29 protein-coding genes are annotated in these 26,877 nt (G+C 54.4%); 11 read left to right on the top strand and 18 right to left on the bottom strand.

Annotated features, from left to right (window positions below; genetic code table 11):
• The first annotated feature begins 276 nt into the window (after positions 1 to 276).
• The 4 genes from ACFOUO_RS12300 (at position 277) to ptsP (ending at position 5,791) form a co-directional block, all read left to right on the top strand.
• On the top strand, positions 277 to 2,973 hold the full coding sequence (locus tag ACFOUO_RS12300) for a sigma 54-interacting transcriptional regulator (protein ID WP_380705406.1): 2,697 nt from the start codon (positions 277 to 279) through the stop codon (positions 2,971 to 2,973).
• 222 nt (positions 2,974 to 3,195) lie between these two features.
• Complete coding sequence (locus tag ACFOUO_RS12295) at positions 3,196 to 3,513, top strand: PTS sugar transporter subunit IIB (protein WP_380705405.1); 318 nt, start codon at positions 3,196 to 3,198, stop codon at positions 3,511 to 3,513.
• 263 nt (positions 3,514 to 3,776) lie between these two features.
• On the top strand, positions 3,777 to 4,043 hold the full coding sequence (locus ACFOUO_RS12290) for an HPr family phosphocarrier protein (RefSeq protein WP_380705404.1): 267 nt from the start codon (positions 3,777 to 3,779) through the stop codon (positions 4,041 to 4,043).
• Positions 4,044 to 4,069: 26 nt separating this feature from the next.
• Positions 4,070 to 5,791 carry a phosphoenolpyruvate--protein phosphotransferase gene (ptsP, locus tag ACFOUO_RS12285; protein ID WP_380705403.1) on the top strand — a complete coding sequence of 574 codons (1,722 nt, stop codon included), beginning with the start codon at positions 4,070 to 4,072 and terminating at the stop codon, positions 5,789 to 5,791.
• A gap of 58 nt (positions 5,792 to 5,849) precedes the next feature.
• Here ptsP and bioC read toward each other — a convergent pair whose 3' ends face one another.
• From bioC to ACFOUO_RS12245, 8 genes are all read right to left on the bottom strand, one after another.
• Positions 5,850 to 6,656, bottom strand: coding sequence for a malonyl-ACP O-methyltransferase BioC (gene bioC / locus ACFOUO_RS12280; protein WP_380705402.1), 807 nt, complete (start codon positions 6,654 to 6,656; stop codon positions 5,850 to 5,852).
• Complete coding sequence (locus ACFOUO_RS12275; RefSeq protein WP_380705401.1) at positions 6,649 to 7,383, bottom strand: alpha/beta fold hydrolase; 735 nt, start codon at positions 7,381 to 7,383, stop codon at positions 6,649 to 6,651. The genes bioC and ACFOUO_RS12275 overlap by 8 nt, the downstream gene beginning before the upstream one ends.
• Positions 7,380 to 8,564 (bottom strand): 8-amino-7-oxononanoate synthase, encoded by a 1,185-nt coding sequence (gene bioF, locus ACFOUO_RS12270; RefSeq protein ID WP_380705400.1) that lies wholly within the window; start codon positions 8,562 to 8,564, stop codon positions 7,380 to 7,382. Before bioF ends, ACFOUO_RS12275 begins: the two co-directional genes overlap by 4 nt.
• Positions 8,561 to 9,286, bottom strand: coding sequence for a dethiobiotin synthase (gene bioD / locus ACFOUO_RS12265; RefSeq protein WP_380705399.1), 726 nt, complete (start codon positions 9,284 to 9,286; stop codon positions 8,561 to 8,563). Before bioD ends, bioF begins: the two co-directional genes overlap by 4 nt.
• The gene (gene bioA, locus ACFOUO_RS12260; protein ID WP_380705398.1) at positions 9,283 to 10,632 is read right to left on the bottom strand and encodes an adenosylmethionine--8-amino-7-oxononanoate transaminase; all 1,350 of its coding nucleotides are present in this window, start codon (positions 10,630 to 10,632) and stop codon (positions 9,283 to 9,285) included. Before bioA ends, bioD begins: the two co-directional genes overlap by 4 nt.
• Before the next feature lie 210 nt (positions 10,633 to 10,842).
• A complete protein-coding gene (locus tag ACFOUO_RS12255) occupies positions 10,843 to 11,097 on the bottom strand; it encodes a hypothetical protein (protein ID WP_380705397.1) in 255 nt (84 codons plus the stop codon).
• A gap of 117 nt (positions 11,098 to 11,214) precedes the next feature.
• Complete coding sequence (gene speD, locus ACFOUO_RS12250; protein WP_380705396.1) at positions 11,215 to 11,625, bottom strand: adenosylmethionine decarboxylase; 411 nt, start codon at positions 11,623 to 11,625, stop codon at positions 11,215 to 11,217.
• A 277-nt stretch (positions 11,626 to 11,902) separates the two neighbouring features.
• Positions 11,903 to 12,241, bottom strand: a complete 339-nt coding sequence (locus tag ACFOUO_RS12245) for a DUF2512 family protein (protein ID WP_380705395.1) — start codon at positions 12,239 to 12,241, stop codon at positions 11,903 to 11,905.
• 122 nt (positions 12,242 to 12,363) lie between these two features.
• On the opposite strand from ACFOUO_RS12245, the gene ACFOUO_RS12240 reads away from it, so the two are divergent.
• Positions 12,364 to 12,708 carry a L,D-transpeptidase gene (locus ACFOUO_RS12240; protein WP_380705573.1) on the top strand — a complete coding sequence of 115 codons (345 nt, stop codon included), beginning with the start codon at positions 12,364 to 12,366 and terminating at the stop codon, positions 12,706 to 12,708.
• 70 nt (positions 12,709 to 12,778) lie between these two features.
• On the opposite strand, the gene ACFOUO_RS12235 is transcribed toward ACFOUO_RS12240, so the two are convergent.
• A complete protein-coding gene (locus tag ACFOUO_RS12235; RefSeq protein WP_380705394.1) occupies positions 12,779 to 13,165 on the bottom strand; it encodes a hypothetical protein in 387 nt (128 codons plus the stop codon).
• A 1-nt stretch (position 13,166) separates the two neighbouring features.
• A complete protein-coding gene (locus ACFOUO_RS12230) occupies positions 13,167 to 14,099 on the bottom strand; it encodes a hypothetical protein (RefSeq protein WP_380705393.1) in 933 nt (310 codons plus the stop codon).
• A gap of 139 nt (positions 14,100 to 14,238) precedes the next feature.
• Between ACFOUO_RS12230 and ACFOUO_RS12225 the strand changes: the two genes are divergently transcribed.
• The gene (locus tag ACFOUO_RS12225; protein WP_380705392.1) at positions 14,239 to 14,571 is read left to right on the top strand and encodes a DUF1811 family protein; all 333 of its coding nucleotides are present in this window, start codon (positions 14,239 to 14,241) and stop codon (positions 14,569 to 14,571) included.
• Entirely contained in the window at positions 14,568 to 15,290 is a 723-nt protein-coding gene (locus ACFOUO_RS12220; RefSeq protein WP_380705391.1) for a 5-formyltetrahydrofolate cyclo-ligase, read from the top strand. Before ACFOUO_RS12225 ends, ACFOUO_RS12220 begins: the two co-directional genes overlap by 4 nt.
• 23 nt (positions 15,291 to 15,313) lie before the next feature.
• Here the strand turns inward: ACFOUO_RS12220 and ACFOUO_RS12215 are convergent, their stop codons facing one another.
• The 3 genes from ACFOUO_RS12215 to ACFOUO_RS12205 all read right to left on the bottom strand — a co-directional run bounded on the left by ACFOUO_RS12215 (position 15,314) and on the right by ACFOUO_RS12205 (position 16,674).
• Entirely contained in the window at positions 15,314 to 15,838 is a 525-nt protein-coding gene (locus ACFOUO_RS12215; RefSeq protein WP_380705572.1) for a GNAT family N-acetyltransferase, read from the bottom strand.
• Between the two features lie 148 nt (positions 15,839 to 15,986).
• The gene (locus ACFOUO_RS12210) at positions 15,987 to 16,184 is read right to left on the bottom strand and encodes a hypothetical protein (protein ID WP_380705390.1); all 198 of its coding nucleotides are present in this window, start codon (positions 16,182 to 16,184) and stop codon (positions 15,987 to 15,989) included.
• 103 nt (positions 16,185 to 16,287) lie between these two features.
• On the bottom strand, positions 16,288 to 16,674 hold the full coding sequence (locus ACFOUO_RS12205; protein WP_380705389.1) for a DoxX family protein: 387 nt from the start codon (positions 16,672 to 16,674) through the stop codon (positions 16,288 to 16,290).
• 140 nt (positions 16,675 to 16,814) lie between these two features.
• Between ACFOUO_RS12205 and ACFOUO_RS12200 the strand changes: the two genes are divergently transcribed.
• From ACFOUO_RS12200 to ACFOUO_RS12190, 3 genes are all read left to right on the top strand, one after another.
• On the top strand, positions 16,815 to 17,150 hold the full coding sequence (locus ACFOUO_RS12200) for a winged helix-turn-helix transcriptional regulator (protein WP_380705388.1): 336 nt from the start codon (positions 16,815 to 16,817) through the stop codon (positions 17,148 to 17,150).
• Between the two features lie 68 nt (positions 17,151 to 17,218).
• Entirely contained in the window at positions 17,219 to 17,905 is a 687-nt protein-coding gene (locus tag ACFOUO_RS12195) for a tetratricopeptide repeat protein (RefSeq protein WP_380705387.1), read from the top strand.
• A 166-nt stretch (positions 17,906 to 18,071) separates the two neighbouring features.
• On the top strand, positions 18,072 to 18,245 hold the full coding sequence (locus tag ACFOUO_RS12190) for a hypothetical protein (protein WP_380705386.1): 174 nt from the start codon (positions 18,072 to 18,074) through the stop codon (positions 18,243 to 18,245).
• A 64-nt stretch (positions 18,246 to 18,309) separates the two neighbouring features.
• Here ACFOUO_RS12190 and ACFOUO_RS12185 read toward each other — a convergent pair whose 3' ends face one another.
• Positions 18,310 to 19,275, bottom strand: a complete 966-nt coding sequence (locus tag ACFOUO_RS12185) for a 4-hydroxy-3-methylbut-2-enyl diphosphate reductase (RefSeq protein WP_380705385.1) — start codon at positions 19,273 to 19,275, stop codon at positions 18,310 to 18,312.
• Positions 19,276 to 19,486: 211 nt separating this feature from the next.
• Between ACFOUO_RS12185 and ACFOUO_RS12180 the strand changes: the two genes are divergently transcribed.
• A complete protein-coding gene (locus ACFOUO_RS12180; RefSeq protein ID WP_380705384.1) occupies positions 19,487 to 19,882 on the top strand; it encodes a hypothetical protein in 396 nt (131 codons plus the stop codon).
• A 318-nt stretch (positions 19,883 to 20,200) separates the two neighbouring features.
• Here the strand turns inward: ACFOUO_RS12180 and ACFOUO_RS12175 are convergent, their stop codons facing one another.
• The 4 genes from ACFOUO_RS12175 to metH all read right to left on the bottom strand — a co-directional run bounded on the left by ACFOUO_RS12175 (position 20,201) and on the right by metH (position 26,854).
• Entirely contained in the window at positions 20,201 to 20,878 is a 678-nt protein-coding gene (locus tag ACFOUO_RS12175) for a hypothetical protein (protein ID WP_380705383.1), read from the bottom strand.
• A gap of 5 nt (positions 20,879 to 20,883) precedes the next feature.
• Positions 20,884 to 21,345 (bottom strand): flavodoxin, encoded by a 462-nt coding sequence (locus ACFOUO_RS12170; protein WP_380705382.1) that lies wholly within the window; start codon positions 21,343 to 21,345, stop codon positions 20,884 to 20,886.
• Positions 21,346 to 21,497: 152 nt separating this feature from the next.
• Complete coding sequence (locus tag ACFOUO_RS12165; RefSeq protein ID WP_380705381.1) at positions 21,498 to 23,360, bottom strand: bifunctional homocysteine S-methyltransferase/methylenetetrahydrofolate reductase; 1,863 nt, start codon at positions 23,358 to 23,360, stop codon at positions 21,498 to 21,500.
• A gap of 11 nt (positions 23,361 to 23,371) precedes the next feature.
• Positions 23,372 to 26,854 (bottom strand): methionine synthase, encoded by a 3,483-nt coding sequence (metH, locus tag ACFOUO_RS12160; protein ID WP_380705380.1) that lies wholly within the window; start codon positions 26,852 to 26,854, stop codon positions 23,372 to 23,374.
• Positions 26,855 to 26,877: the final 23 nt, after the last annotated feature.

The following is a 26,877-nucleotide window of genomic DNA, read 5'->3' as shown; positions in this document are numbered from 1 at the left end:
CCAACATGCATGGTAACATAGATTTGGAGGCGGCCAAGGTTACAGTTTCAGGAAATTCATCCGTTCACTGTTCTTTTCTGCTTTTAGTCCATCTGACAAAAAATAAGCATAACCCTCTATCTTATGGGGTTTATCCCGCTTTCTCTCTTTTCATTCGAACTCCATAACTTCCAACACTTGATATAAATTAGGTGATAATTACCTATACGAATACATCCAACCCCTCCCCATTTGTGTGCAAAGTGTGTATGATGAAGAGAAACGGAGGGATTGATCGTGACACAACTCGACCGAGTGGAAGAGGTGCTTCACTCTTTGACTAGGGATCACCCCCTGGGCGTGACGGCCCAGGAAACCGCCGACCGTCTCGGACTTAACCGTTCCACTGTCAGCCGCTACCTCAACACATTGACCCGGCAGGGCCGCGCGGTCAAAAAGCCCGGCCGGCCCGTCTGTTATCTTCCTGCCATCCGTCGCCCGCTTCGCGATGAACCATCCATTATCCACCCCGAGGAACCCGTTCCGGAGGAGGAGTTTCCTTCAGTGGCCGGAGGAAGCCTGGGTCCCATCCTCCAGGAGGCGATGGCTGCCGTGATGTACCCTCCGAACGGACTTCCTCTCCTGCTTCATGGAGAAACCGGTGTCGGCAAGAGCCACCTCGCCCAAACCCTGTTCCGCCTGGCCTGTAAGCAGGGGCGGCTGACCTCCGACGCCCCCCGCATTTCCTTCAATTGTGCTGAATATGCCCATAACCCGGATCTGTTGATGGGACAACTCTTCGGCGTGAAAAAAGGTGCCTACACCGGAGCGTCCTCAGACAGGCCCGGCCTCGTTGAACGGGCGGCGGGAGGCATGCTTTTTCTCGATGAAATCCACCGCCTCCCTCCCGCCGGTCAGGAAATGCTCTTTCACCTGATGGATCGGGGGCGTTACCGGAGGCTAGGTGAGACAGAAGCAGAGCGTACAGTTTCTCTCATCCTGATTGGCGCGACGACGGAAGATCCGAAATCGGCACTCCTTCCAACCCTTCTCCGGCGGTTCGCCGTCCGGCTCGCCCTGCCTCCCCTGCGGGAGCGGACCTCGGAAGAGCGGGAAAGTCTTCTCCGTCTCTTTCTCCATCGGGAATCCAAGGCGATGGGCACCGCTTTATCCATCACTCCTGAATGCCGCAGAGCATTTCTTACTTACGAATGCCCAGGAAATACCGGCCAGTTGAAAAGCGACATCCAGACAGCATGTGCTCGAGCCTTTCTGCGACGGCTCCATCGTCGTGAGGAGGAGGTCACTCTTCTACGGGAAGATCTGCCTGATACCGCAGCCGCTGCCCTTCGTGAATACCAAACCCCAGAAGAGACCAAACCTGGCCCGAACTCCTATCCCAGCCCCGAAATATCCCGGCCTTCCAACCTCTATGAAACCCTGATCCGCCGGGAGCGTGAACTGGACGAACGCGGCTTTAGCCCCTATGAAAAAATCCGCCAACTCCAAGAGGAGCTGGCCCGAGAAACGGAAAAGCCCTATAAGCCCTGGAAGGAAGAGGACCGGCTAATCGATGATTCCCTGATGAAGCTGATTCGGGAAACAATAGCGGAAACCACTCCCCCGCTCCAGGGGCAGGCGGCTCCCCATCTGTTAGCCGCCCTCGGCCTTCACCTTCAGGCACTCATAAAAGGAGATCGCTCCCCAGACCATCCCCCTCTTCCTTTGGCGGATAAACTCCCGTCCGCCAGCCGTCAGGCAGCTTGTCTTTTAGCGGATCGGGTCAAAAAGCGCTTCTCCATCACCTTATCCGATGGAGAAGTCGATCTGATCGCTCTCCTTCTCTCCCCCCGTAATTCGGCTCCCGCTTTCGGAGAAGAGGCTCCAGTTTCCGTTCTGGTGGCAGCCCACGGTGAATCCGCCGCCCGTTCCATGGCAGAGGTTGCCAACGCTCTCCTGGGGGAAGAGCGGGTCCATTCCGTGGATATGCCCCTTACTCATCCCCCCGATGCCGCCTTCAAGCGCATCCGGGAAAAAGTGTCTGGAGTGAATAGAGGAAGCGGAGTGCTGATGCTGACGGATATTGGGTCTCTCACAACCATTGGGGAAGCGGTCAGCCGCGAAACGGGAATTCCCATTGAAACCTTGTCTGATGTCAGCTTATCCATGGTCATCGATGCCGGACGCAAATCCCTGCTTCCTGGCCGCTCTCTCGCCTCTTTGACGGAAGCTGTCCGCAGAAGCAGCCGACCGGAGAAGGAAAAGGAACAGGGTTTACCGGACTCCCATCGCGTGATCGCTACCGTCTGTCTAACAGGCGAGGGAGCAGCCCTCACCCTGGAAAACTGGATCCGGGAGCGTATCCTTCCCGCCCATCCCGATGTCCGAGTACGTTCCGTCAGCCTGGAACCAGGAAACAGCCCCTCCCCTCTGTTAGAACATTTAGCCGATCGGTATCGGTTAGTTGCAGTCATAGGAACGGTCGCCCCTCAACTGAACGGGATCCCCTTTATCCCTGCCTGGGAACTCCTTCAACCTGAGGGGCCGGCCCGTCTCGAAAGGCTGTTGGAGACCACGCGTCCCGATCCCTCTCCGGAGGAAGAAACGCCTCAGCCCATCCAAGTCGGAGAGATTACATCCCTAGCCGAAGCCGGACTGTCTGAAACCGCTGTCCACCTCAACCCACGCCTTTTTTGCCGTATAATGGAGGAAGCTATGACCGAAGAACGCCCCTTTCTGTCTCTCGATCCGGACCGTGAACTCGGACTGTGGATCCACCTTGGCCTCCAGATCGATCAGATATTGCAAGAAAGGATTACGGGAGAAAACCACATCCGCGAAACCCCTTCTGGAAAAATCAAGGAAGGAGACTCACGTCACCGTGAGGCCTGGTACCGAATTCTTGATCGCCTCTCAGAGCGGCTTTCCTTCGTCTTTCCACCAGAGATAGCTGCGGAATTGGCCTGCCTCTCCCATACCCCCCAGAACTGTTAAGGAGGTAAAAACATCTCCCTACCGTGCAAATAGGTGTGCAAAAGCGTTCACCAAGAAATTTAAACCCCCGTCATCAAAGGCGGGGGTTTAAATTGGCATGGAATTTGCTTTAATATATGGATCGGTGGTTCTCATCTTTCATAATCGGAAAGAACCGCGCATGAGTGGAAGCCTGTCGGTACAAAGTATGAAAGACTTTTATCTCTCGGAAGGAGGCATGGGATGAAGGAACGGCCACTCCGACTTCTCATCCTGTGCAGTTTGGGAACTTCTTCTTTTTTCCTGTCCCGCAGAATTCAAGCCTGCGCTTTCGAAAGAGGAATTCTGCTTCAGATCGAGCCAGCCTCTGTCTCTGCGCCCAGGAAGAAAGCGCTTGATTATGACCTGGTTCTACTGGAGCCCCACGTCCACCACTTTCAGACAGAATTAGAGAAAACGATCACCGACATCCCTATCGTTCCAGTGGATCCCCGGGCTTTCGCCCGCATGGATGGCTGTGCCGTACTGAACCAGGCATTGAAAGCCCTTTACTGCTCTTGATTTCCTTTTTGACTCCATGTCTGGGAAGTTTCAGTGTTTTCCACTTGATTTTTCTCTTCCCTTTCTTTTTACAATGGAGTTTGTAGGAAGGACCGCCTCATGGCCGCAGAAAGAGTGCGGTCTTCTCTCCTCACCTGCCGTAAAAGGGTGATACGGAAGTTTCCCCTTGTACAAAGGGGTTCGTCCTCGTTGATACGAAAGACGCGCCCCAAAAAATCTGCGGAAATCCATAAAAATCCTATTGCACAAATGGAGGAATCGCCATGACACACGAAGAGACATTGACCATACAAAATGAAACTGGACTGCACGCCCGTCCAGCTGCCCTTCTCGTCAAAGGAGCCGGCCAGTTCCAAAGTCAGATCCAACTGGTTAAAGGGGATAAACAAGCCGACGCCAAAAGTCTGCTCGGTGTGATGTCCCTGTCCGTCCGAAAAGGCGATGAATTAGTTATCCGTGCTGAAGGGGACGACGCAGCCGATGCAGCCCGTTCTCTGCGTCAACTGATCGAAAACGGATTGGGCGAATAAATCACCTCATGGAAGGAAGGGGTACTATGACCGCCGAACGTTATCACGGAGTGGGAGCCGCACCCGGTCTGTCCATCGGACAGGTCGTCTGGTGGCGGAAGGAAAGCCCGAAAGTAGAAACGCAAACGGTTTCCGATCCCGACGGGGAGATAAAACGCTTTGAAGAAGTGGTGCAACAGGCCAAAGCCCAGATCCAACAGCTACGCCAAACCACGGCTGAGCGAATCGGCGAGGAAGAGGCAGCCATTTTTGACGCCCACCTCTCCTTCATGGAGGATCCTGCCTACATTGGGGAAATGAAAAACCGTATCCGCAACCAAAAAAAGAATGCGGAAGCGGTTTGTCGGGACGTAACCGATGAAATGTCCCAGATGCTGGCTTCTCTTCCCGACGAATATATGCAAGCCCGTGCGGATGACATCCGGGATGTGGGTACTCGCATCCTCCTCCTCTTATCCGGAGTCCAGCCCTTTGATCCCTCCATGCTGAAACCTGGCAGCATTATCGTTGCCGAGGAACTGGCCCCTTCGGATACAGCTCAGTTTCCTCCCGGCGTAGCAGGGATGGTAACCGCCCGTGGCTCCAAAACCGCCCATGCCGCCATTATGGCCAGGACCCTGGGTATCCCCGCCGTTCTCGGTCTGGGTAAAACCCTTGAGGAGCTCGCTGACGGAGACACCCTGATCGTAGATGGAGAAGCGGGCTCCCTTATCAAAAACCCGGATCCCCAGACGGAAAAAGAAGCCCGTTCCGAAATGGAACGACAGCAGAAACTGCGGGAAGACGCTCTGAAAAAAGCGGATGAAGATGCCTTTACTGCCGATGGTCGACGGATCCAGGTCTTTGCGAATATCGGCAGCCTGAACGATCTGGAAGCCGCCGTTCACAACGGGGCTGAAGGGGTTGGCCTCTTCCGTACCGAATTCCTCTACTTGGAAAACGACCAATGGCCGACGGAGGAAGAACAGTACGGCGCCTACCGTAAAGTTCTGGAAGCTTTTGGTGACAAGCCTGTCGTCATCCGGACGCTGGATATCGGCGGGGACAAAGACCTCCCTTACGCCGAACTTCCCAAAGAGGAAAATCCCTTCCTCGGTCACCGGGCGATCCGTTTCTGCCTGGCTAACCCGGATATCTTCAAGGTCCAACTGAAAGCCTTGTTGCGGGCGGGTGTTCACGGGGACCTGTGGGTAATGTTCCCCATGGTGGAGAACCTCTCCGAAGTACGGGAAGCAAAAGCGCTTCTCGATGAGTGCCGACAGGAACTGCAACAAAACGGTGTGGAAACAGCCTCTTCCCTTAAAGTCGGAATCATGGTGGAAATTCCCGCCGCCGCCGTCAACGCCGACCTCCTGGCCAAGGAAGTCGACTTCATGAGTATCGGAACCAACGATCTGACCCAGTATACCCTGGCCGCCGACCGGGGTAACGAGCTGGTGGCCCCCCTCTACGATGCGGCCCATCCAGCCGTACTCCGCCTGGTGAAGAAAACCTGCGATGCCGCTCATGAAGCAGGGATCATCGCAGGTATGTGCGGAGAACTGGCCGGTGATCCCAAGATGACCGAGGTTCTCGTAGGCTTGGGCCTTCATGAGCTCTCCATGAGCGCCGGGACGATCCCCGAGGTGAAAGAAGAGGTTCGCAACGTGCAGACGGATAATGCCCGTACCCTAGCCGAACGCACCTTGGTTCAGGAAAGCCCGGAAGCGGTCCGACAACTGGCAACGAAAGAGCCCCTCAAGTCCTGATAGAAACCCCAAAAAGCCCCTTGCACATAGTGCAAGGGGCTTTTACAGGCTCTTGCCATCATACGCGTTTTCCCCATACCCAGACCGCCTCATAGGTAGCATATACACCGGAACCGGCGCGGAAACGTTGGTCATATCGATCCATCACCTCAGAGAGGATCCGACCAGCCATGACGGGGGAAACCCCACCTTCACTATGGTTGGCCCCCATCCCTCTGACGGAACGGAGAAATCCGCGGCAATCTCCGTAGGTGAATCGATAGGGGTGCGCATGGGAACCCCCAGCGACCAATCCTGCCTCCCGTAATAGGCGCTCCCAGTGTTCTTTCCCCCGCAGGGTTAAGCCGTGCCTGGATGGAGAGATCCCCCACGCTTCCTCCACCTCGCGAAAGAGCGTGTGCAACTCTCCAAAGGTGCCCGGCCCGAAGGTGGAAACGGCAGCCAATCCGCCCGGTTCCAAAGCTTCGGCCAAGTGGCGGAGGGTGGTTTCGGGCCGTGCAAACCACTGTACCGTTGCATTGGAGATGATCAGATCAAAAGAACCTTTCTCTGCCCAATTCACCTCTTCCGCATCGCCCACCAAGAACGTCACCCCGGAATATTCACCCACACGGGCCCGTGCCGCCTCCACCATGCCCGGGGCCATGTCCACAGCCAACAGCTCCGCACTGGCAAACATCCTTCGTAACGCCTCTGTCAGAAAACCGGTTCCGCACCCGATTTCAAGGATGCGTCGGACTTTACCCGCAGCAGGGCGAACAGCCTCCAGCAATTCCAGGCCCATTTTCCGCTGGATCGCGGCGTTCTGATCATAAGTGGCCGAGGAGCGGCTGAAACGGCGCATCACCCCTGTCTTATCAATCATTGGAATAAACGCGCCTTTCCAGCCATTCCCGAAACCGATCCTCTTGTGTCCAAAACGGCAAGTGACCGGCCTCTTCCCAGAGGGTGATTTCGGCCCGGGGCAGCACCTTTTGTAGCTGAATGGCGGATGCGGGCGGGCAGATGGTATCCGCTGTACCGCTTAATAGATACACTGCCGCTTCCGTTCGCTCTTTCTCGCGATCCAGTCGGTAATCTCTGAGATAAGCCAGCCCGGCACGGAGAGAGTCAACAGACGGCGGTCTTCCTTCCCTGCAAGTACGCTTCCACCGTTCGGGTTCCTTCTGGTGCCGTTCCTCCGTTGAAAACATTCGCCGGTCAAAATCCTCCAACACCCCTTCCACATCCGTCTGTAAACGACTCTCCATTCGGAGAAGCACCCGAGGGTTCCAGCCGTAGGGGTATTCCTCGGATTTCACGAATTGGCCGCAGGCTCCGATCAGATAGAGGGAGTGAATTGAGCTGACGGGCCTTCCCGCCAGCTTCAAGGCTGCCATGGCTCCCATGGACCACCCGATAATCCGGATGGGTGCCGGTAGACCTTCTAAGGCTCGTTCCACCTGTGTTTCAATCGACTCCGTATCCTCGCAACCCTGGAAATCGATCATCCGGTGAACCCCTTCCGGAAAAAGCGTGCCAGGGAGCTTTCCCCACACCCGACAATCTGCTGACCAGCCGGGAACCCATAGAAAAGATCCTGCTTCCTTCACGCGATCACCCCCAGTTCACGACCTGTCTCTGTGATGGCCTCGAGGGCCTGCTCCAGATCCTCGCAGCGGTGATTGGCCATCAGGGAAAACCGGATCCGGGCGGTACCCTTAGGCACCGTGGGTGGGCGAATACCCACTGCCAGTACCCCCCGATCAGCCAACCGTTGGCTGAAGCGGAGGGATGCCCGGTTTTCTCCCACCATGACGGGGATGATCTGGGAAGCAGAGGGCCCGGTATCGAATCCCGCCCGTTGCAGTTCGTTTCTAAACCACCTGCTCTTTTCCCGCAAGGACTGGCGGAGGTCCTCCCCCTGACGAACCAACTGGAGAGACGCCGCGATTCCCGCCGTCACCGCCGGCGGTAACGCAGTGGTATAGATCCAGCTGCGGCTTGTGTTGACTAGATAGCGAATCCAGTTTTCCCTGCCCGCCACATAGGCTCCGTAGACACCAAATGCCTTGCTGAATGTTCCCATGTGAAGGTCGACCCGATCCCCTAGACCCAGCTGATGAACTACGCCTTTCCCCTCGGGGCCGAACACGCCTCCCCCGTGAGCATCGTCCACCATCAGGGCTGCTCCGAATCGCTCCTTCAATTCTAGGAGATCCGCCAGAGGAGCGATATCACCATCCATGCTGAACACCGTATCGGTGACGATCAATTTTTTTCGGAAACCCTGGCGGTCCGCTTTCTGCAATAATGTTTCCAGATGGTCAGCATCCCCGTGGCGGTAACGGAAGCAGCGGGCTCCGCTCAACCGGATGCCATCAACAATACTCGCATGGTTGAGCCGGTCACTGAAGACGGCGTCCTCCCTGCCGAGAAGCGCCGACAGAACTCCCAGGTTGGCGGCATACCCGCTTCCGAAAATGAGTGCTGCTTCTGTCCCTTTATAGGTGGCCAGCTCCTTTTCCAGCATTTTCGTGCCTTCGTCAGTGCCGGTAATTAGGCGGGAGGCGGTTGCTCCCGCCCCTGAATACGCTCCTTTTCCTTCAGCTTGGACGATCTTCGTGTTGCCTGCCAGCCCCAAGTAGTTGTTGGAGGAAAAATTGATCAGAGAAGCTCCTTCTCGTTCCAAAACCGGGAAAGCGGCATTCGATACAGGTCTTCTCTCTCTTAGAAGCCCCTGACCGTCAAGATCATGCAGGCGGCGGCGAATGTCCCGATCCCAATCAGTCATCCTCCCATCCCCTTTCCCTCAAGGAGACCAGCCAGCCGAGCCACGTCAACGTGCCTTCTGATCGCATCCTTCAGTTGATAGCTATCCGGCTCTCCATCCAACCACGGGATCGTCCCGAACACCGGAACCCCGGCGACAGCTTCGATCAGCTCCGGATTATAAGGGATATCCGGCGCTTTTTCCTCCTTGCGTAAGCCGTTAAGGATGACACCTACCGGCTCCAGTCCCCAACGCCGGATAGCCATCGCGGTCAAAGCGGTGTGGTTGACCGTACCAAGATTGGGACGAGCTACAATCAAGACCGGCCAGCCGATATCCGCCGCCAGGTCGGCGATCGTCCAATCGATCCCCAGTGGAACCATCCAGCCTCCCGCCCCTTCTACCAGGACCGCATCGTAACGTTGGGACAGCGAAGTCAGCCGTTCCAAAAGATGATGTTTGTCGATCGTTTCCCCGGCCAACCGAGCCGCCAGGCCCGGAGCGACCGGGAGCGACCAGCTATAGGGGACCATCTTATGGATCGGGTCCTTGGCCCCTGTCCAATGCTTGAGAATCATTCCGTCTCCTTCGGGATCCTCCCGCCGGTGTCCGCTTTGGGCCGGCTTCATCACCCCGATTGAATACCCCCGCTCACGCAAAGCGAGAGCCAGTCCAGCCGTCACCCATGTCTTTCCGACACCGGTATCAGTGGCGGTGATAAAGAACCCCCGCCCCCGGATCACGGGCCGGTCACCTCTCGGATCGCCTGATGGAGAATGTCAATCATCGCCTTCAAGTCCTCCCGCGTGACCACCAGCGGGGGAAGGAAGGTAATCACGTGGCCCAGGGGTCGGGTCATCAATCCAAGTTCCCGAGCTCGGCGGCACACCCGTACCCCCATCGCTTCTTCCCAGCTGTAAGGCTCCTTCGTCTGCCGGTCCTTCACTAACTCGATCCCGATCATCAGGCCCAACCGCCGAACTTCTCCCACATGGGGGAGAACCGCTATCTTTTCCAACCTTTCTTTGGTGAACCGGCTCATCTCCTGGACGTGGCCCACCCGATCCTCCTGTTCATAGAGATCCAGGCTGGCTAGGGCAGCGGCACACCCTAACTGGTTACCCGTATAGGAATGGCCGTGGAAAAACGTTTTCGCCTCTTGGTGGTCACCGAAGAAGGCATCATAGATCTCATCGGAGGCCAGGGTAGCCGCAACGGGCAGATAACCACCGGTCAGCTTTTTCCCGAGACAGAGAATATCTGGCTGTACTCCCTCATGGTCGCAAGCGAACATTTCACCGGTGCGCCCAAAACCCGTCGCCACCTCATCGGCGATCAACAGGACCTCATGCTTACGACAGAGCCTCTCCACTTCCTTCAGATATCCCGGCGGCATCATAATCAGGCCGCCTGCCCCCTGCACCATCGGCTCCACGAAGAGGCCGGCAATCTGTTCCCCTTTCTCCTCCAGCCGCTCACGCAACTCCTGGAGACACGCTTCCCGGCACTCCTCCAAGGTGCCTGGATAACGGTAGGGATAGGGATATGACACCTTTTCCCCGGAAAAAAGCAACCGGTCGAAAGCCGAGTGAAAAAGGTCGATCCCTCCGACACTGACGGCACCCACCGTGTCCCCGTGGTAGGCGTTGGCCATGCTGAGGAAGACCTGTTTCTCCTCCCGCCCCCGGCGTTTCCAGTAGAGATAAGCCATCTTAAGGGCTACCTCTACAGCGGTCGCCCCGCTATCGGAGTAAAACACCTTGGCCACCCGCTCCGGAGTTATCTTCACCAATCGCTCTGCTAACAGGAGAGCAGGTACATTGGCTGAACCGAGCAACGTAGAATGGGCGATTTTCCCCAATTGGTCGATGATCGCCTCGTTGATCTCCTTACGGTTGTGGCCATGGGGGTTCAGCCAGACAGACGCATTCCCGTCGTAGAACTCCCGGCCTTTGACATCGATCAGCTTCACCCCTTCCCCCCGTTCAATGATCACGGGTTCATCCCGGAAATATTCTTTCATCTGGGTGAAGGGATTCCACAGATACCGCCGGTTTTTTTCAAGCAATTCCTCGTAGGATAAGGTCATCGATTTCTCCACTCCAATCGTCAACCTATTATAATTTTTAGTTTACAATTGGACTATAGCACTTCCCCTGGGGGCCCGTCCACCACAATCACCCGTCTTCCTCTCGATTACCAGTTGCAAGCCGCCGCCAACTCAAAAAAAAGAACCCCTCCTCGGAGAGCGGGATCTGGGCCACTGAATGTAATGCACCGAAACGATAGCGAACCAGCTTTATAGCGACTTCTTCCGATTCTTCCGCCCCCTTGAATGGCCGGATCTTTTCCGCTCTTCCCGCCCCCGGCGGCGATATTCTCCCCATGCTGTTAAACCGATGGATGGAAGCAATAGAAAAAAAGAGACGAGGGACAGACGATAGAAGAAAATCCCCCCCTCTCCTGGTAGAACGATGGAAAGCCCCAGACAGAGGGCAGCCAACCCACCAGCCAAGCTTCCCGTCTTTATAACCCATCGAATCAATAAGCCCACCGGTTTTTCACCTCCGATTCGCGTTCCAAGCATTGAATTCGACTGTTTCTTCCTTTTTCCTCTTTCATTTTCCTGCAATTAAAAACGCCTCCTGTAAGGAGGCGTGAGAGGCTAGGTTCAGATGACTTTCTTCACCGGTTGCATAGCCAGTTCAGGTTCAACAACCTCGATGGAACCGTCACCGCGCCGCATCACCTTTTCAAAGGCCTGGGTCGGTTTCAGGATCTCCATCATGTACTGGATGGCAACCATCGGATCCACCTCATAGCCGCAGGTATAGCAATCCAGGGCTGCAAACCCCTTTTCCGGATACGTATGAATCGAGAGATGACTTTCCGAAAGGAGCACGAGAACGGTGGCTCCTTGCGGTTCAAAGGACTTAGATTGAGACGAAAGGACTGTCGCCCCGCATTTTTCCGCGGCAACCTTCATGTGTTTCTCCAGCTTTGCGGCGTCGTTGAGCAGATCAAAATCAACGCCCCAAGCATCCATGGCTACATGTCGTCCGAAAGTCGAGTATTCCTCCATCTTTCGGCCCCCTTCCTAGGAAATATTTGGTGTTGGCCAATATTCCGCTAGGATCTGCTCGTTCACCACGGGGGAAGGTTAGTCCTCAGAGGTCCCAACCCTTTAAGTGAATCTTGGATCCTTCTAGCGCAATTTCACAAATAATAACGTATCACACTTCAAAAGGGCTTGCAAGTTCCAATTTCCTGTATGGAATGATTGATGGATCCCAGTCAACCCGAGCGAACTTTCATATATCCGATGTCTGCTTCTCCTTGCTGACACCTTGTCTCTTCACTTAGTAAATCTCTGTCTTCAGAATATCTTTATGCATCCGATATTCGATAGCCCCCAGCACTCCGCCCAATAACAGTGCCGTCCAAATGCGAACGACAGATCCGGGGAAGAGAAACTGGCCCCCCCAAATGACCCCTGCCATAAATACTCCACCAGAGAGAGAAGATTTCAGATTACCAAGCCGAGGGAGCACCCACTGATCCGCAAAGTGACCCACCGTAGCCAAAAAGAGGACGATTCCCATCGGAGCGAGCATCTGGGAATACCGAATCCCCCCGATGAGGAGATGGGCCGCATGAAGAACCGTTGCGTAAATGACCACTTTCAAAAGCCAGTTCACGGAACTCTCTCCTTTCGTTACCGGTGAGATTAGTATATCCTCCTGTCAGGAGTTCCCATCAGAGGGGCAAAACACCCTTTTTTTCATAGGATGAGGAAAGGAGGTGTTTTGCAGTGCCATTTATCATCGTCGATCTGTCCGACCGCCGTCTTTCACTCGTGGAAGGAAACCGGGTAATGAAAAGCTATCCCGTCGGCATTGGCAAAGTGCTTACCCAGACACCTGTCGGCACCTATACCATAGTTAATAAAGTTCCCTATCCTTACAGTCGGCCCGGCGGCAAACTCAGCCCTTATGGCACCCTATGGATGGGATTATCACGCCCAGGGTACGGAATTCATGGCACAAACAAACCCGCTTCTATCGGAAAGCGGGTCTCCAAAGGGTGTATCCGTATGTACAACCGAGATGTGGAAGATTTAAGCCGCCACGTGGGAATCGGTACCCGAGTGATCATTCGTCCGTGATCGGCTCTGAATCTGACAAAGTAAACCACGGGCCTCCCTGGAAAACTTCGTTTTCTTTTTCTTGCCCGTTTTACCAGCCAGCACGGGGGTGCTGTTTGAGGGAGATTCCGCGTAAAAGGAGCATCGGTGTATCTTCCTCTGCTTCCCCCAACGGCTGGGTCGTCACTAGAATGGAAAATTCCTCTCGTGCTCGATCATCTTGGAGTAACAACCCTCCGTGGTCTTTGGCAAAGGCGACGGCCCGTTCCGTTCCGTCCGAAAGGCGGAAACAGAAGAGATAAGCATCCGCTCTTCGATCATACATCCAGACATAACGGTACCCTTCCGTGGACTTCCTGACGATTTCTTCCCATTCCGGTACATGCAGGATCAACACATTCTCCCTAGAGAGTTCCGCCCATCCCCCATCTTCGGGGATGGCCGCTTCTCTCACCTGGGGTACATACCGTTCAGCCATGTTATTCCCCTTTCCATTTTACCCGCGAACACGCCTCCGCCACCTGCAAGAGAAGGGGCGCAACACAGGTTAGATCCCATTCTTTCTGATACCGCCCGACCGTCTCCGCTCCCCGACCGAGGAGTAAAAGGGGGACTGTGTTTTGCGTGTGAGTCCTTACACGGAAATCCTCACTGTTTCCGTGGTCACTCACCAAAATCACGGTATCCTCTTCTTTTTTCCCATCGAGTACAGCCCCCAGGAAACGGTCATAAGTCCGGATCACCCACTCGATCAACTCATGGTCCCGGCGATGCCCTGCCAGATCGCTGAGGAAATATTCATGCACCGTCAGGTCGTGTTGCCGAGCTAGGCCAAGCAGGTGACGGGCCGCTTCCTCCGGCTGGATCTCTTTCACCTCGGGCCGCATCTTTGCCAATGTCCGGCGGGTCAAATCGTGATAGACCGCTCTCCCCGTCAGCAGATCTTCCAGCGTCAATAACTTCCCCTCACCGCTTTTTGCGGCTGCAGTGGAGACGGAGATCCACCCCCGGCGGGTCTTCGGCCGTTCGAAATATTCCGGAGTATAACTGTTTGCAAAAGCGGCAGTAAGCCCCCGACTAGAAAAATGATGATACAAGTTATCCCTCTCCACCCACTCCCGTAAACGGCGAAAAGGAAGCCCGCTCTGATGGGTTCCCATCGCAGCCGGGGCATTGCGGCCGGTAAAGATCGTCGCCTGACCCGTGGCGCTTTGGGGAATACCCTCCACTCCCAGACAGGCGTCGGCGGCCAACAAGGTGACATGGGGAGCGGGGGACCCTGCCGCCCGTCGAACGAGAGAGGAACCGCCCAGGATACCCTCCAGCCGAGGAGTGGGAACCGTATACCACGGGTTGTAATCCGCTTCCTCCCCCAAACCCACTCCATCGATGAACAACAGAATAACAGACATCAGGCGTTCTCCCTCCCCGTCGCAATATCAAGCCGGCAAGTCCATTGTATCACAGCTTCCCCCCGTTCCCCGCTGCCATAAACCGTCACAGGCAATCTGGTATAATACGTGTGCAAACCGAAATCGGGAGGTATATCTCATGCATCAATACAGCCGGATGAGCCGGGAGGATCTCCTCGAAGAAATCTGTCGGCTTGAAACGGAAGAGAGCCGAGCCCGCCGCTCATCCATGCCTGGAGAAGTAGCGGTGATCCGACAAAAAATCAACTTCGCCAAGTCCTATTTAACCGATCCCGCCACCATCCGACCGGGTTATCTCTACCAGGTAGAAGGAGAGTCGCATCTCTTCAGAGTCGAATACTTGAACGGTGTGATGGCCTGGGGAACCTACGAGGATATGCGGATCCGGGAAGCGATCCCGATCGGGCTCCTGACCCCCGCCGAAGATTCCCCTGGGAGGGACCAAGAATGACCAAGAGAAAGAAGCAGGTGATCCGAGAGCGGGTGTGGGCCCGAATGGAGAAGGAAAGAGTAGGCCGGTTCCCTTTCCCTTTACAGGGGCGCATCCCTAATTTCAAAGGGGCTGAACGGGCCTCAGACCAAGTTGCACAAATGGAAATCTACCGGAATGCAAAAACGGTCAAGGTGAACCCGGATTCCCCACAATTACCTTTGCGAGCCCAAGTGCTCCGGGACGGAAAAACGCTCCTCGTCCCCACCCCTCGTCTGAAAGCCGGCTTCATCCAGGTACTGCCGGAGTCGGTCCCTTCAGGGGAAGAGCGGAAAGCCGCCAGCCTCTCCCACATCCATCGATATGGCAGGGAACTCCCTTTGAAGGAGTTGCCCCGGATTGACCTGATCGTGATCGGTTCCGTCGCCGTCAACCGGGACGGCCGTCGAGTGGGAAAGGGTGAAGGTTATGCCGATAGGGAATACGCCATCATCCAGGAATTGGGCAATCCACCCGTCCCGGTCATCTCCACCGTTCATCCTCTCCAGTTATTAGAAGAGGAAATCCCCATCCAGTCCTTCGACCTGACGGTGGATTGGATCGCCACGGAGGACAACGTATTCGAAACGAAGAGTCCTTTTCCCAAACCCACAGGAATCGATTGGGAGCGAGTAACAGAAAAAGAACGGCGAGAGATGCCTGTCCTCACGGAGATCGAGGCCCTTGTGCGCCGGTCATAATCCAGCGATCAGAATTTTTAGGCTTATTGCGCTAAATCCAACACCATCCACTCCAGATCGATGTAAGTATCGCCCCACTTCAACACCCGCGGCTCGACTCCCACGGATTTAAATCCCACGGCTTGGTATAAGTTACGGGCCTTATGATTTGTGCTCCTCACTTTGAGACGGAGCATCTCCAGCCCCTTCATTCCCCGGGAAGTGTTGATGATCTCTTGTAACATGGACTTGGCAATGCCTGCTCCCCGGTAAGAAGGATCCACGTGCACACCCCAGATATACGCATGGTGGGCACTCATCATCCGGTTACCGCGAGAGAATCCGAGGGTCCCCACTAATTGCCCTTCGGAAAAAGCACCCATGACGAATTGGTCCGGCTGGCTCCATCCGGTATGGAACCGTTCCGCCAGTATTTCCAAGGAGTTCTCCTCTCCCCATTCATCAGCCATCATCCCTACGTCTTCCGGGGCCGTCCGACAGCCTTGAAGCATGAAGTTACGAAACCATACCGCATCCATCGGCTTCAGTTTCCGAAATTCGACTCTCATACCATTCAACGGTCTTCCCTCCGCCTTCTCCCGGTTTTAAAACGATCCATACCCGGAAATCCAAGTAGAAAACCCATTACTGATTTCAATCCGAGAGAGGACGGCCTCCGGTCGGGGGCCGTCCTCTCCTTTAAAATCGTTTATCCGATTAGGGTGTCCCTTTGTTTACCGCTTCCGATAGAGCAGCTACTTTTCCCTTCTGAATTTTAACCATTTGGCTCAGTTCTTCGAAAAGTATTCGATTCGTTTCCAGGCGGATGTCGTCCTTCATCTGCTGCCGCAACTCTTCTAGCCTGTTGATCTCCGCAACCAGTTCCAGCTTCAGATTTTCCTTTGAGTTGAGCATCGGATGCTCCTTTAAAAAATCAGGTATTTGCTCTATTGTACTATCTGAAGGGCGCTGGATCAATGAAGGAAAAATCTTTTTCCAGTAGAGAGTGGCTACCTTTTCAAAACAACGTATAGGCACCGGGACCTGTCATAGCGACAGCTAGGGCTACCGCGATAAGCAGGACATTGTATTCCATCCCGCCTTCTGTCACCCAGAATCCGTTTTTACCATGAACCTTGAAAATGGCCACCAGCATGGTTACGATGATCAGCGCCGATCCGACAGCTGTCCAAACCCCAGCGGCAAAAAGCAGCCCCCCGACAAGCTCGCTGAGCCCGGCTAAGGCCACCATCGGCACTCCCGGTTTTATGCCGATTGATTCGAAAAAGTCTGCCGTTCCTTTCACTCCGTGACCACCGAACCAACCGAAAAGTTTTTGTACAGCATGGCCAGCCATGGTTAGACCCGCCACCAATCGAAGGATAAGCAATCCAAGATCCAACATCCTTATCATCCTTTCTGTTGGGAGTAATCCGGACATGGAACGGACAAAATGTTAGGTACTAACTTTACACTTGTACGATAAACATCCCAGCTTACTTTTGTCAAGTACTTATGGTAAGATAAAATTAGGAGATGGTCGCAATGGCAAAACATCCAAATCAAAAACTATGCCCGAAGTTCGAGTTTGCCTTCCAGCTTTTGGGCAAACGTTGGACGGGTTTAATTATTCGCGTCCTGCTGGATGGACCCAAGCGGTTTAAAGAAATTTCGGCGGTAATTCCCGGTATGAGTGACAAGATGCTTGCCGAACGCTTTAAAGAACTGGAGAATGCAGGAATCTTAACCCGCAATATCTATCCCGAAACCCCAGTTCGAATCGAATATGAATTGACAGAAAAAGGGAAGGCGTTGAAACCGGCTATGGACCAGGTACAAAACTGGGCGGAGGAATGGCTGGATCACTCACCTGATATGTAAGTGCGGTTCGGCCTATTCCTCCCGAAATGAAATGTCGGGGATTTTGCAATGGATTTGGAGGTCTATTCGTGGGCAAGTTCTTTATCTTTTGGGTTTTATGGCTCTTAACAGGAAATCCACTGGTGTCCTTGTTGTTACTCCTCCTGATTGTCTACTTGCTGGATCGACGATTTACGGGTTTTTTCCCCAGTGCAACGAGACCTCTAAAACGAAACCGTCGCATCCGTAGACTCAGACAATCCCTCAGCCACAATCCTCACAATACATCGGACAAACGGGAGCTGGCACACCTTTTACTAGAGAAAAAGAAATATAAAGAAGCCCTCCCATGGCTGGATGAAGTCTTGAAAACCGTGCCGGATTCAGCGGCAAGCCGAGCAGACAAAGGCCTCGCCCTCCTCAAACTCGGCAGGTTGGAAGAAGGGGAGAAACTCCTTCTAGAAGCCTTAAAGATGGAATCCCGGGTCTACTATGGAGAACCCTATCTTCGGCTAGGTGAGGCCTTTAGCAAACAAAACCGGGAAAAAGCCCTCACCTATATGGAAAAATTTAAGGAGATGAACACTTCCTCCTCTGAGGCCTACTTCCGTCTCGGTGTTCTTTACCACCAATTCGGTCGAATTGAAGACGCCCGCCAGGCTTTCGGGGAAGCCATTGAAATCTACCGCGCCCTTCCCAAATACAAAAAACGAACGGAGCGCCCCTGGGCCCTTCGTTCCAGCATCCGGCTGGGATTGCTCCCCTCCAAAAAGTGAGAACAAACGCATCCCCCATCAGCGAAAAAGACCCTAGCTAGGGTCTTTGTTCTTTTCAAGTGATTTCGTCCCGATTACAGCGAACACACGATGCGGCACCTTTTCCACCCGCGATGGATTATGTTGGGACTGTTTAGACAATACTAGACTGGAGGAGGTGCAGTCTATGTATTACGTGATTTTGGATTCGGAGAAATATCCCCCGTCTATCCTCCACGAAGACCAATACTTTGAGTGGTACAACCCCATGAAAAAGGACCACCGGGTGGAGTTCCGGGGATCGATGAACCAATGCTATACCTACATGGCTAAGCGTGAGAGCCTTCCTGAGGGGATTTGACAGAATCTTTCCAAGAAGTCCCCACAAGAAAAACCGTGCTCGAAAAAGCACGGTTTCATTCTTCTTATTTGGCTTCTTTCGCCTTGTTCCGCTTCTTCCGGACAGGCGGCAGGAGCTTGTCTTTTTTTACGGTACGAACCGGATCCCACGTGGAAGGGTCGTTTTCGTCAAACTGCTCCAGAAACTTGATCACTTCCCGGGTGATCGGTGTCGGGGTGGAAGCACCCGCCGTAACCCCGACATAACTTTTTCCCTTCAGCCATTCGACGTCGACCTCCGTCACGTCGCTCACCCGGTGGGCTTCAACCCCGGCAATGTCCTGGGATACCTGGGCCAGCCGCTGGGAGTTGTTGCTCCGGGGATCCCCGACAACGATGACCATCTCCGTCTTACCCGCCTGTTCGGCGACCGCTTCCTGCCGTTCCTGGGTGGCCAGGCAGATTTCATTGACGATCTCCGCTTTGGGATACTTTTCTTTCACCTTTTTCATCAACTTTCGCGTATCCCATTGACTCATGGTCGTTTGGTTGGTGATCAGAATTTTGTCGGCCTGGACCTCCATCGCATCCACGTCGGCTTCCACCTCGACGAGGTGAACATGGTCCGGAGCTACTCCAATCGCTCCCTCCGGTTCGGGGTGACCCTTCTTCCCAATATAGGCGATTTCGTATCCCTCCGCCACCTTCTCCCGGATCAGATCATGCGTCCGGGTGACATCAGGGCAAGTGGCGTCGACGATCGTTAAGCCTCTATCCCTGGCCCGTTGCCTTACTTCCGGAGAAACCCCGTGAGCAGTGAAAATGACGGTTCCTTTATCCACCTGTTCCAAGAGATCCAGCCGATTCTCTCCATCCAGGGTAATGATCCCTTCCTCTTCAAAGGCATCTGTAACATGTCGGTTGTGGACAATCATGCCCAGGATATAGATCGGGCGGGGCAGATCCAGGTTCTTGGCCGCTTCTCTGGCAAGCACCATAGCATCCACCACCCCGTAACAGTAACCCCTGGGGGTGATTCGCAGTACATCCATCCTATTACCTCCCAGGCCCGGAATCAGGGCCATCGTCCAGAGACATTCTTCCCCATTATAACGCACTTGGAGGGGAAGGCCAAGGCATCTAAAGGCTAAGACGGATCCGTTCAAAAAAGATGGGCTCGTTCTAACTGGTACAATTGCCAGGGGACATTCATAGGATAACGTGCCAGAATCAAGATTACAGGAACGAAAAGGAGTGAATAGGATGGGTGAAAAGAAACCACATCGTCCGGTACAGCCGATGCCGGTGCCCGAGCCTTATCCGGTTCCGCAACCGATGATGCCCGCACCACAGCCAATGCCGGTGCCGGTACCTGTGCCCCAACCGATCCCTTATGACCCCTGCGGTGGCGATCCCTGTGGTCCCGGCTTTCCCCTCGGTCACGGCTCCCATCACGGATATGACGGATTCGGCGGCTACATGAACCCCCACATGAACCCCCATATGATGCATTACTACCGATACATGGAAAAGTGCCACCGCAAATATGAGCGCAAGTGGATGAAACGGCACATGCACCATTGCGGAGGCCACTATCCAAAATACGAAAGTTCCAGTTCAGGTCGCTATGGCGAAAGTTCCCATCGATTCGGATGCTGATCAGACAGGATTCAAACTAACCGGTGCCTCCCGCCAGGGGGGCTTTCTTGTTGCGGCTAGGGTTATTTTCGATGGTTTTTCCCACGTTCCCGAATATAGAGAACCATCAAAGCAATTGAAATGATCAACATGAAAAAGATGAGCGCTTCTTCGAGCCAACCCGGGCCTTCCATAAACCCACCTCCCTTGCGGACGTGGTGTACTGGTATCAAGATACCTCTTTGAAAGCCGGATTGTACAGAGAAAAACCCCCTCTTTCATGCAAATAAGGAAAAGGACCTAGATCGTTCCAAATATTTTTACCGACAACATGAAGAATCAGCTGACCACCGAGTGATGAGCCATCGCTTCTTCCGGCAGCAAGCTCTGCCGGATCAACTGCAGATAATCGAGGGAAGCCTGGAATGCATTTTCCCTGGTGGTAAATACTTGTCGGTTTCCACAGAGAAGGGAACGTACCTCCACCACTTGCGGCGTGATCCCGAAAGAGCACACCGCCAGAACAACCGCCATATGAAAGAATGAACGAACCGCCTCTTCATGTCCGTCTACCGTATAACGGACAATCCGACAATGAATTCCGTCCCATTCCACCCGGTGGAAACAACCCTTCACCCCCAACCCTAATTCCTTCACCTCTGCCCGAACCTCTTTCATGGTGAAAAGAGGCGGTGGCACTACCCGATCTTCCTTCAGAAACTGCATGATATGGTCTGTTACCTTTACGCAGGTAAGAGCATAATGTTGGGCTGAAGGAAACCGTCGAAAATCCCGCACCCAATGGTTCTGGACCAATCGCAGAACAGTCTCGGCAGATCGGGTTTTCACCGGAAGGTTTTCATATGCCCCGATAATACGATCGATACTCTCCTGCACCTGATCTCTCCAGTGGGATTTTCTCTCCTCTCCCCTCACGATCCGATATCGGCACCGGGTACATGTACAACGAGCCAGCTGTTCGATGGATTTGTCGGACAATTCCAGGGTTGTACCCATCACGCTCATCCCTTCATCGAGGCGGAAACCGCCCGGATCAGATTAGCCCCTAGCTGTCGGCAAGCCTCCAGCTCCTCTTCTTCCGGGCTCAGTTCCACCTTGATCCCTGGTTGCAGGATCTGTGCCCCATATTTTTGGAGAAGGTTTTCCAACGTATCCACAGCCGCACAGAACAACGGGTAGGCGGTATCCCCTGAACCGAAGACTGCTGAGGGTACTCCTTTGAGATCCAACCCCTCCTCTATTTCATCGACAAAATCCTCAAACTCGTAAGGAAGGTCTCCATCCCCCCAGGTATAGGAACCGAGCAGAAGGCCGTCATATGCCGCCATCTCTGAGGGATTCGTATCCTCCACCGCTTTCAACGTCACGCGTCCCCCTGCACCCCGTATACCGTCTGCAACAGCTTCCGCCATTTCTTCCGTGTTGCCGGACATACTGGCGAATATTAAAAGAATATGAGGCAACCCGTTCAGCTCCCTCCATTGAAAATCATTCTCACTAACTCCTGCCTCCATCTTACCTTGATTGAGAATGATTTTCAATCAGAAAGTTGTGAAGCAGCATTAAAAAAACCGCCATTAGAGGCGGGTTTTTTGATGGTGTGAATGGGAATCCCTTACTGGTTAACCGCTTGGAGAGTCCGTTCCTTTTCTCGAATATATTGGGTCAATTCAGCCGTCATCCGCCAATAATGAAAGGGAGTGATCAGATAGATCCCATTAAAGTGCTTCACCGCTTCATCCAAGAGTTCCTTAGCTTGTGAAACACCGATTTCCCGGGCTTCCGGCCCTTTTTTCCCTTCCATCTGCGCCATGACGGGCGGGGGAATTTTCACTCCGGGCAATTCATTATGGAGAAAAAGAGCATTCCGGTGGCTGGTGAGGGGCATGATTCCGATAAAGACAGGAATACCGATATGACGGGTCGCTTCTGAGACACGACGGATGGATTCGCTATCGTAAACAGGCTGCGTCATGATAAAGTCCGCCCCCGCTTCCACTTTCTTCTCCAGACGCCGAATTGCCGGTTCCATCCTTGAAACGTTGGGGTTAAAGGCCGCCCCGACGACAAATCGGGCCTTCTGCTTCAGCGGTTTACCAGAGAAGGATATGCCTTCGTTCAGTTGCTTCACCATCCGGATCAGATCAAAGGAATTGACATCATAGATGGAGCTGGCTCCGGGCAGATCTCCGATCCGGGTCGGGTCCCCCGTCACCACCAGGATCTGGTCGATACCGAGAGCGTGCAATCCCATCAGGTGGGATTGCTGACCAATCAGGTTTCGGTCACGGCAGGTAATATGAACTAAGGGCTCTGCCCCGGTCTGGTGTTTCATAATCGAGCCGAGTGCCATGTTGCTCATACGGGTGGTCGCCATGGAGTTGTCTGCCAGAGTAATCGCATCCGCTCCGGCTCGGTTCAGTTCCTCCGCACCGATTAGGTATTCGGAGATATCCAAATCCTTGGGCGAGTCGAATTCGATGATCACCGTGGTCTCTTTTTTCACCTTTTCCACCACGGTTGGCCGGGACCGTACCTGTAGACGGGCGCGGGGCCCCGGTTCTGGTTCTGACGGCTGCTCCGGGTTGACACGAGGGAGTGGTTCCAACCCTTCCAGGCTCCGGGCCACCCTTTCGATGTGTGCCGGTGTTGTGCCACAGCAACCGCCGATCAAGTTAACCCCCTGCTTCCGTAGAGAGAGGGCTCGTTCCCCAAAGTAATCGGGAGTGGATTTATAGTGGAACTCCCCGTCGGTATGGCCCAGACGGCCCGCATTAGGAAAGACCGACAACCACACCTCCTCCGGCACGACTGTATTATCCAGGGCCCGTTCCAGCTCCAGGGGACCCAGGCGACAGTTGAGACCGACTCCGTCCGCTCCTGCTTTCTTCAGCTCACGAAATGCCTCCGACAGAAGGTGACCGTCCCGGGTGCGCCCTACTTCGATCATGGCTACATTGCAAAAGATCGGAGCATCGGTTAGAGGACGGATGGTCTCCAGAGCAAGCAATAGTTCCTCCAAGTCGAGGAAGGTCTCCAATACAATCCCTTCCACTCCCGCATACAGGAGTGCCGTTGTTTGTTCCTCATACATGTCCCGGTATTCCGCCCGGTCATAGTTGGGGACGCGCCCAGCGTTGATGGAGCCCACCGCCCCGACGACGTAAGCATCCGCCCCCGCCCCACGGCGGGCGATATGGACAGCTTCCCGATTGATACGGGTTAGCTTTCCCTCCATGCCGTAACGAGCGAGACGCTCCCTGTTAGCCCCGTATGTGTTGGTTTCGATTACACGGGCGCCGGATTCATAATAACGGCGATGGACTTCTTCGATCCAATCCGGACGGGAAAGGCAGAGTTCTTCCGCAGACACCCCCACCGGAATCCCCTGCTGATACAGGTAGGTGGACATCGCCCCGTCACCGACCAGGATAGAACGGGACAAGACGGACCTCAGATCCGGTTTCTCTCGCATCATCTTCTCCTCCCTTAAACCGCGTTGAAATAACGTCCTTCCGGATGGGCAAAGACCATCGCCGACACCGATGCCTCAGGCTCCATCATGAAGCCCTCGGTCAAGCGCACCCCGATCGCCTCCGGCTCCAGCAACTGAAACAGTTTGGCCTGATCCTCCAGGTCGGGGCAAGCAGGATAGCCGAAAGAGACCCGGATCCCCTGATAACGGGCACCGAAACGCTGCTGCATGGTCATATCCAGCGGATCCGGGAAGCCCCAGGCATCCCGCATGACATGGTGGATTCGTTCTGCAAAGGATTCCGCCAGTTCGAGAGCGAAGGCCTGCACCATATGGGAGCGCAGATAATCTCCGGTCTCTTTCCATCCTTCAGACAGTTCGCGCACACCCTTACCCGCGGTCACAGTCAGAAAACCTACATAATCCATCACCCCGGACTCCACCGGGCGAAGGAAATCGGCTAGGCACAAGTGGGGATCTTTCGTCTGGCGGGGAAACGTAAACGTGGTCAGCACTTTTTCTCCTGGGTGCTCCGGATCATAGATATGAATCGAATCCCCATCCGCCTGAGCAGGGAAAAAGCGGTACATCCCATCAGCGCAGATTTTCTTCTCCCGTGTCAGTTCCTCAACAAGTGCGTCCATCTCCCCTTTGAGCTCCAGGGCCTTTCTGTCCCCCTCAGCGAGGAGGGTACTCACATTCCCCTTCAGACCCAAATGCTTGCCAAGCAGCATTTGCTGGTTCACATAGGGAAGGAGGTGACTCACTGGATAATCCCGCAGGATGTGCCGTTTAAAGTCCGGTGGCTGGTAAACGGGGGCCTCCCTATCCACTGCGGAGCGAACAGGTGTTATAACAGCCGTGCCCCCACCTCCCTGCTCCTGCTTTTTCGCTTCTGCTGCCTTTAGGGAGGCTTCTCGGTTCCGGCGCAGCTCATCGATCAGCTGCTGCCTCTTGTCGGCATCCCGAAGTCGATTCGCCAGTTCCAGACCGTTCATGGCGTCCTTGGCATAAAGGACGGGTCCATCATACTGGGTAGCGATCCGGTTAGTCGTGAATTTGCGTGTAAGTGCCGCTCCTCCCACCATAATCGGCAAGTCGATACTGGCCGCCTTCATATCCTGGGCGGTTAATACCATCTGTTGTGCCGATTTGACAAGGAGGCCGGATAGGCCCACCACGTCGGGCTTTTCTCGGCGACAAGCTTCGATCAGTTGCTCCGGCGGTACTTTGATCCCCAGGTTAATCACCTGGTATCCATTGTTGGAGAGGATGATCTCCACCAGGTTTTTACCGATATCATGGACATCCCCCTTCACGGTCGCCAGAACAATCTTACCCTTGCTCTCCGTGGAGGCTTTCTCCATATAGGGCTCCAGGTGGGCAACGGAGGCCTTCATCACCTCGGCGCTCTGCAACACCTCAGCCACGATGAGTTGGTTATCGTTGAAGAGGCGTCCTACCTCATCCATCCCGGTCATCAACGGTCCGTTAATGATCTCCAAGGGATCATCATATTTAGCGAGGGCCTCATCCAAATCGGTGATTAAGCCGTCCTTGCTTCCCTCCACCACATAGCGGGCCAACCGCTCCTCCAAGGGAAGATCAGCGACGGGCTCTTTGGGGGCACTCTTTTTTCCCCGGTAAAAGGCAGCAAAATCCGCCAGCACGGAATCGTAATTTTCCTGGGTCGTTTCAAACAAAAAGTGTTCCGCCTGCTGCCGTTCTTCATCAGGAATGGAAGCATAGCGTTCCAGTTTCTCTGTATTAACGATCGCATAGTCGAGACCGGCTCGAGTGCAATGATAGAGATAAACGGCGTTTAATACCTCCCGGCCCGCCAAGGGTAAGCCGAAGGAGACATTGGAAACCCCAAGGATCGTCTGACAGGCAGGCAACTCCTTTTTGATACGCCGGATCCCCTCCACCGTCTCTGCCGCAGATCCGATATATGCCTGGTCACCGGTGCCCACGGGGAAGACGAGTGGATCAAAGATGATGTCCTCAGCCGGAATACCGTATTTATTCACCAACAAATCATAGGAACGCTTGGCTACAGCCAGCTTCTTATCCGCTTTGACAGCCATCCCTTCTTCATCGATGGTACCGACGACGACAGCGGCTCCGTACCGATGAATGAGGGGAACCACCTCGGTGAAGCGCTCCTCCCCGTCCTCCAGGTTGATCGAGTTGATGATCGCTTTTCCCTGGGAGTACTTCAGGGATTGTTCAATCACTTCATGGTCGGTGGAATCGATCATCAAAGGCACCTTTACCTTGCGAACGGCAAAATCGAGGAATTTCACCATATCCTCGGCTTCGTCCCGATCCGGGTCGGCAAGGCAGACATCGATAACCTGGGCGCCCCCTTTTACCTGACGGCGGGCGATTTCCGATGCGTCCTCATACTTCCCTTCCTTGATCAGATCTCGAAATTTCTTCGACCCGATCACGTTGGTCCTCTCCCCGACCAGCACCGGTCGGTTGTCCGCCTCTAGGTAAAGGGGCTCAATCCCTGATACCGCGGTGAGCGGCTCGACGCTTCGCCGGCGAGGAGATTTCTCTGCCAATGCCTCTGACAGTGCTCGGATGTGTTCCGGAGTCGTCCCACAACAGCCGCCGGCCATATTCAGCCAACCCTGATCCGCAAATCCAGCCAGTTTTTGCGCCAGCCCCCGAGGGGTTTCATGGTAGTTGCCATCCTCATCAGGCAAGCCCGCGTTGGGATAACAACTAACCCCGCATTCGGCCATACCGGCCAATGTCCGGAGATGATCTCGCATAAATTCGGGGCCCGTAGCGCAGTTGAGTCCAACAGTAAGAGGTTTCAAATGCTGAATGGAGAGGTAAAAAGCCTCTACATTCTGCCCCGCCAGCATCGTCCCCATCGGTTCGATCGTTCCAGAGATCAGCAGAGGAAGATTTGTACTCGTTTGTTCAAAAGCCTGTCGGATCCCGATGCCAGCCGCCTTCACATTGAGCGTATCCTGGGAAGTCTCCAACAGGAGTGCATCGACTCCCCCCTCAATCAGTCCCACCGTCTGTTCCTGGTAGTTATCAATCAGCTCATCGAAGGTGGTCCCTCCGGTAACAGATAGGGTCTTGGTCGTTGGCCCCAGTGCACCGGCGGCGTAGCGGGGATGTTCCGGTGTGGAATACTTCCTCACGGCTTCCACAGCCAATTGTGCCGCCACCCGGTTGATCTCTAGCGCCTTCTCCTCAAGACCATACTCCGCCAAGACAAGGGCCGTGGCACCGAACGTATTGGTTTCAATGATGTCGGCCCCTGCCTCCAGATAATTTTCGTGGATGCGACGGATCACATCGGGGCGGGTCAGGTTGAGATTTTCGTTACAGCCGTCATATTCTTCCCCCCCGAAGTCTTCCGGGGAAAGGTTTGCTTCCTGTAATTGGGTCCCCATCGCCCCGTCCAGGATGAGGATTTTCTCTTCCAATCGCTGTACAAGCGGCTTCTTCTTTTCCAGTGTCTGAGCCATATCCACCATCCCTTTTGATAATC

Source organism: Salinithrix halophila (genome assembly GCF_042650125.1).
Taxonomy (GTDB): Bacteria; Bacillota; Bacilli; order Thermoactinomycetales; family DSM-45169; genus Salinithrix; species Salinithrix halophila.
Note: the sequence above shows the minus strand (reverse complement) of the source record. Positions and strands in the feature narration are given on the sequence as shown.

Bases quoted from the DNA above. Each gene is read 5' to 3' on its own strand.
- ACFOUO_RS12190 (WP_380705386.1), top strand. From the start codon at position 18,072: ATGTATTACGTGATTTTGGATTCGGAGAAATATCCCCCGTCTATCCTC.
- ACFOUO_RS12225 (WP_380705392.1), top strand. From the start codon at position 14,239: ATGCATCAATACAGCCGGATGAGCCGGGAGGATCTCCTCGAAGAAATC.
- ptsP (WP_380705403.1), top strand. From the start codon at position 4,070: ATGACCGCCGAACGTTATCACGGAGTGGGAGCCGCACCCGGTCTGTCC.
- metH (WP_380705380.1), bottom strand. From the start codon at position 26,854: ATGGCTCAGACACTGGAAAAGAAGAAGCCGCTTGTACAGCGATTGGAA.
- ACFOUO_RS12200 (WP_380705388.1), top strand. From the start codon at position 16,815: ATGGCAAAACATCCAAATCAAAAACTATGCCCGAAGTTCGAGTTTGCC.
- ACFOUO_RS12210 (WP_380705390.1), bottom strand. From the start codon at position 16,184: ATGCTCAACTCAAAGGAAAATCTGAAGCTGGAACTGGTTGCGGAGATC.
- ACFOUO_RS12290 (WP_380705404.1), top strand. From the start codon at position 3,777: ATGACACACGAAGAGACATTGACCATACAAAATGAAACTGGACTGCAC.
- ACFOUO_RS12205 (WP_380705389.1), bottom strand. From the start codon at position 16,674: ATGTTGGATCTTGGATTGCTTATCCTTCGATTGGTGGCGGGTCTAACC.
- ACFOUO_RS12220 (WP_380705391.1), top strand. From the start codon at position 14,568: ATGACCAAGAGAAAGAAGCAGGTGATCCGAGAGCGGGTGTGGGCCCGA.
- ACFOUO_RS12185 (WP_380705385.1), bottom strand. From the start codon at position 19,275: ATGGATGTACTGCGAATCACCCCCAGGGGTTACTGTTACGGGGTGGTG.
- ACFOUO_RS12230 (WP_380705393.1), bottom strand. From the start codon at position 14,099: ATGTCTGTTATTCTGTTGTTCATCGATGGAGTGGGTTTGGGGGAGGAA.
- speD (WP_380705396.1), bottom strand. From the start codon at position 11,625: ATGGAGGAATACTCGACTTTCGGACGACATGTAGCCATGGATGCTTGG.
- bioC (WP_380705402.1), bottom strand. From the start codon at position 6,656: ATGATTGATAAGACAGGGGTGATGCGCCGTTTCAGCCGCTCCTCGGCC.
- bioA (WP_380705398.1), bottom strand. From the start codon at position 10,632: ATGACCTTATCCTACGAGGAATTGCTTGAAAAAAACCGGCGGTATCTG.
- ACFOUO_RS12295 (WP_380705405.1), top strand. From the start codon at position 3,196: ATGAAGGAACGGCCACTCCGACTTCTCATCCTGTGCAGTTTGGGAACT.
- bioF (WP_380705400.1), bottom strand. From the start codon at position 8,564: ATGACTGATTGGGATCGGGACATTCGCCGCCGCCTGCATGATCTTGAC.
- ACFOUO_RS12215 (WP_380705572.1), bottom strand. From the start codon at position 15,838: ATGAGAGTCGAATTTCGGAAACTGAAGCCGATGGATGCGGTATGGTTT.
- ACFOUO_RS12175 (WP_380705383.1), bottom strand. From the start codon at position 20,878: ATGGGTACAACCCTGGAATTGTCCGACAAATCCATCGAACAGCTGGCT.
- ACFOUO_RS12235 (WP_380705394.1), bottom strand. From the start codon at position 13,165: ATGGCTGAACGGTATGTACCCCAGGTGAGAGAAGCGGCCATCCCCGAA.
- ACFOUO_RS12165 (WP_380705381.1), bottom strand. From the start codon at position 23,360: ATGATGCGAGAGAAACCGGATCTGAGGTCCGTCTTGTCCCGTTCTATC.
- ACFOUO_RS12180 (WP_380705384.1), top strand. From the start codon at position 19,487: ATGGGTGAAAAGAAACCACATCGTCCGGTACAGCCGATGCCGGTGCCC.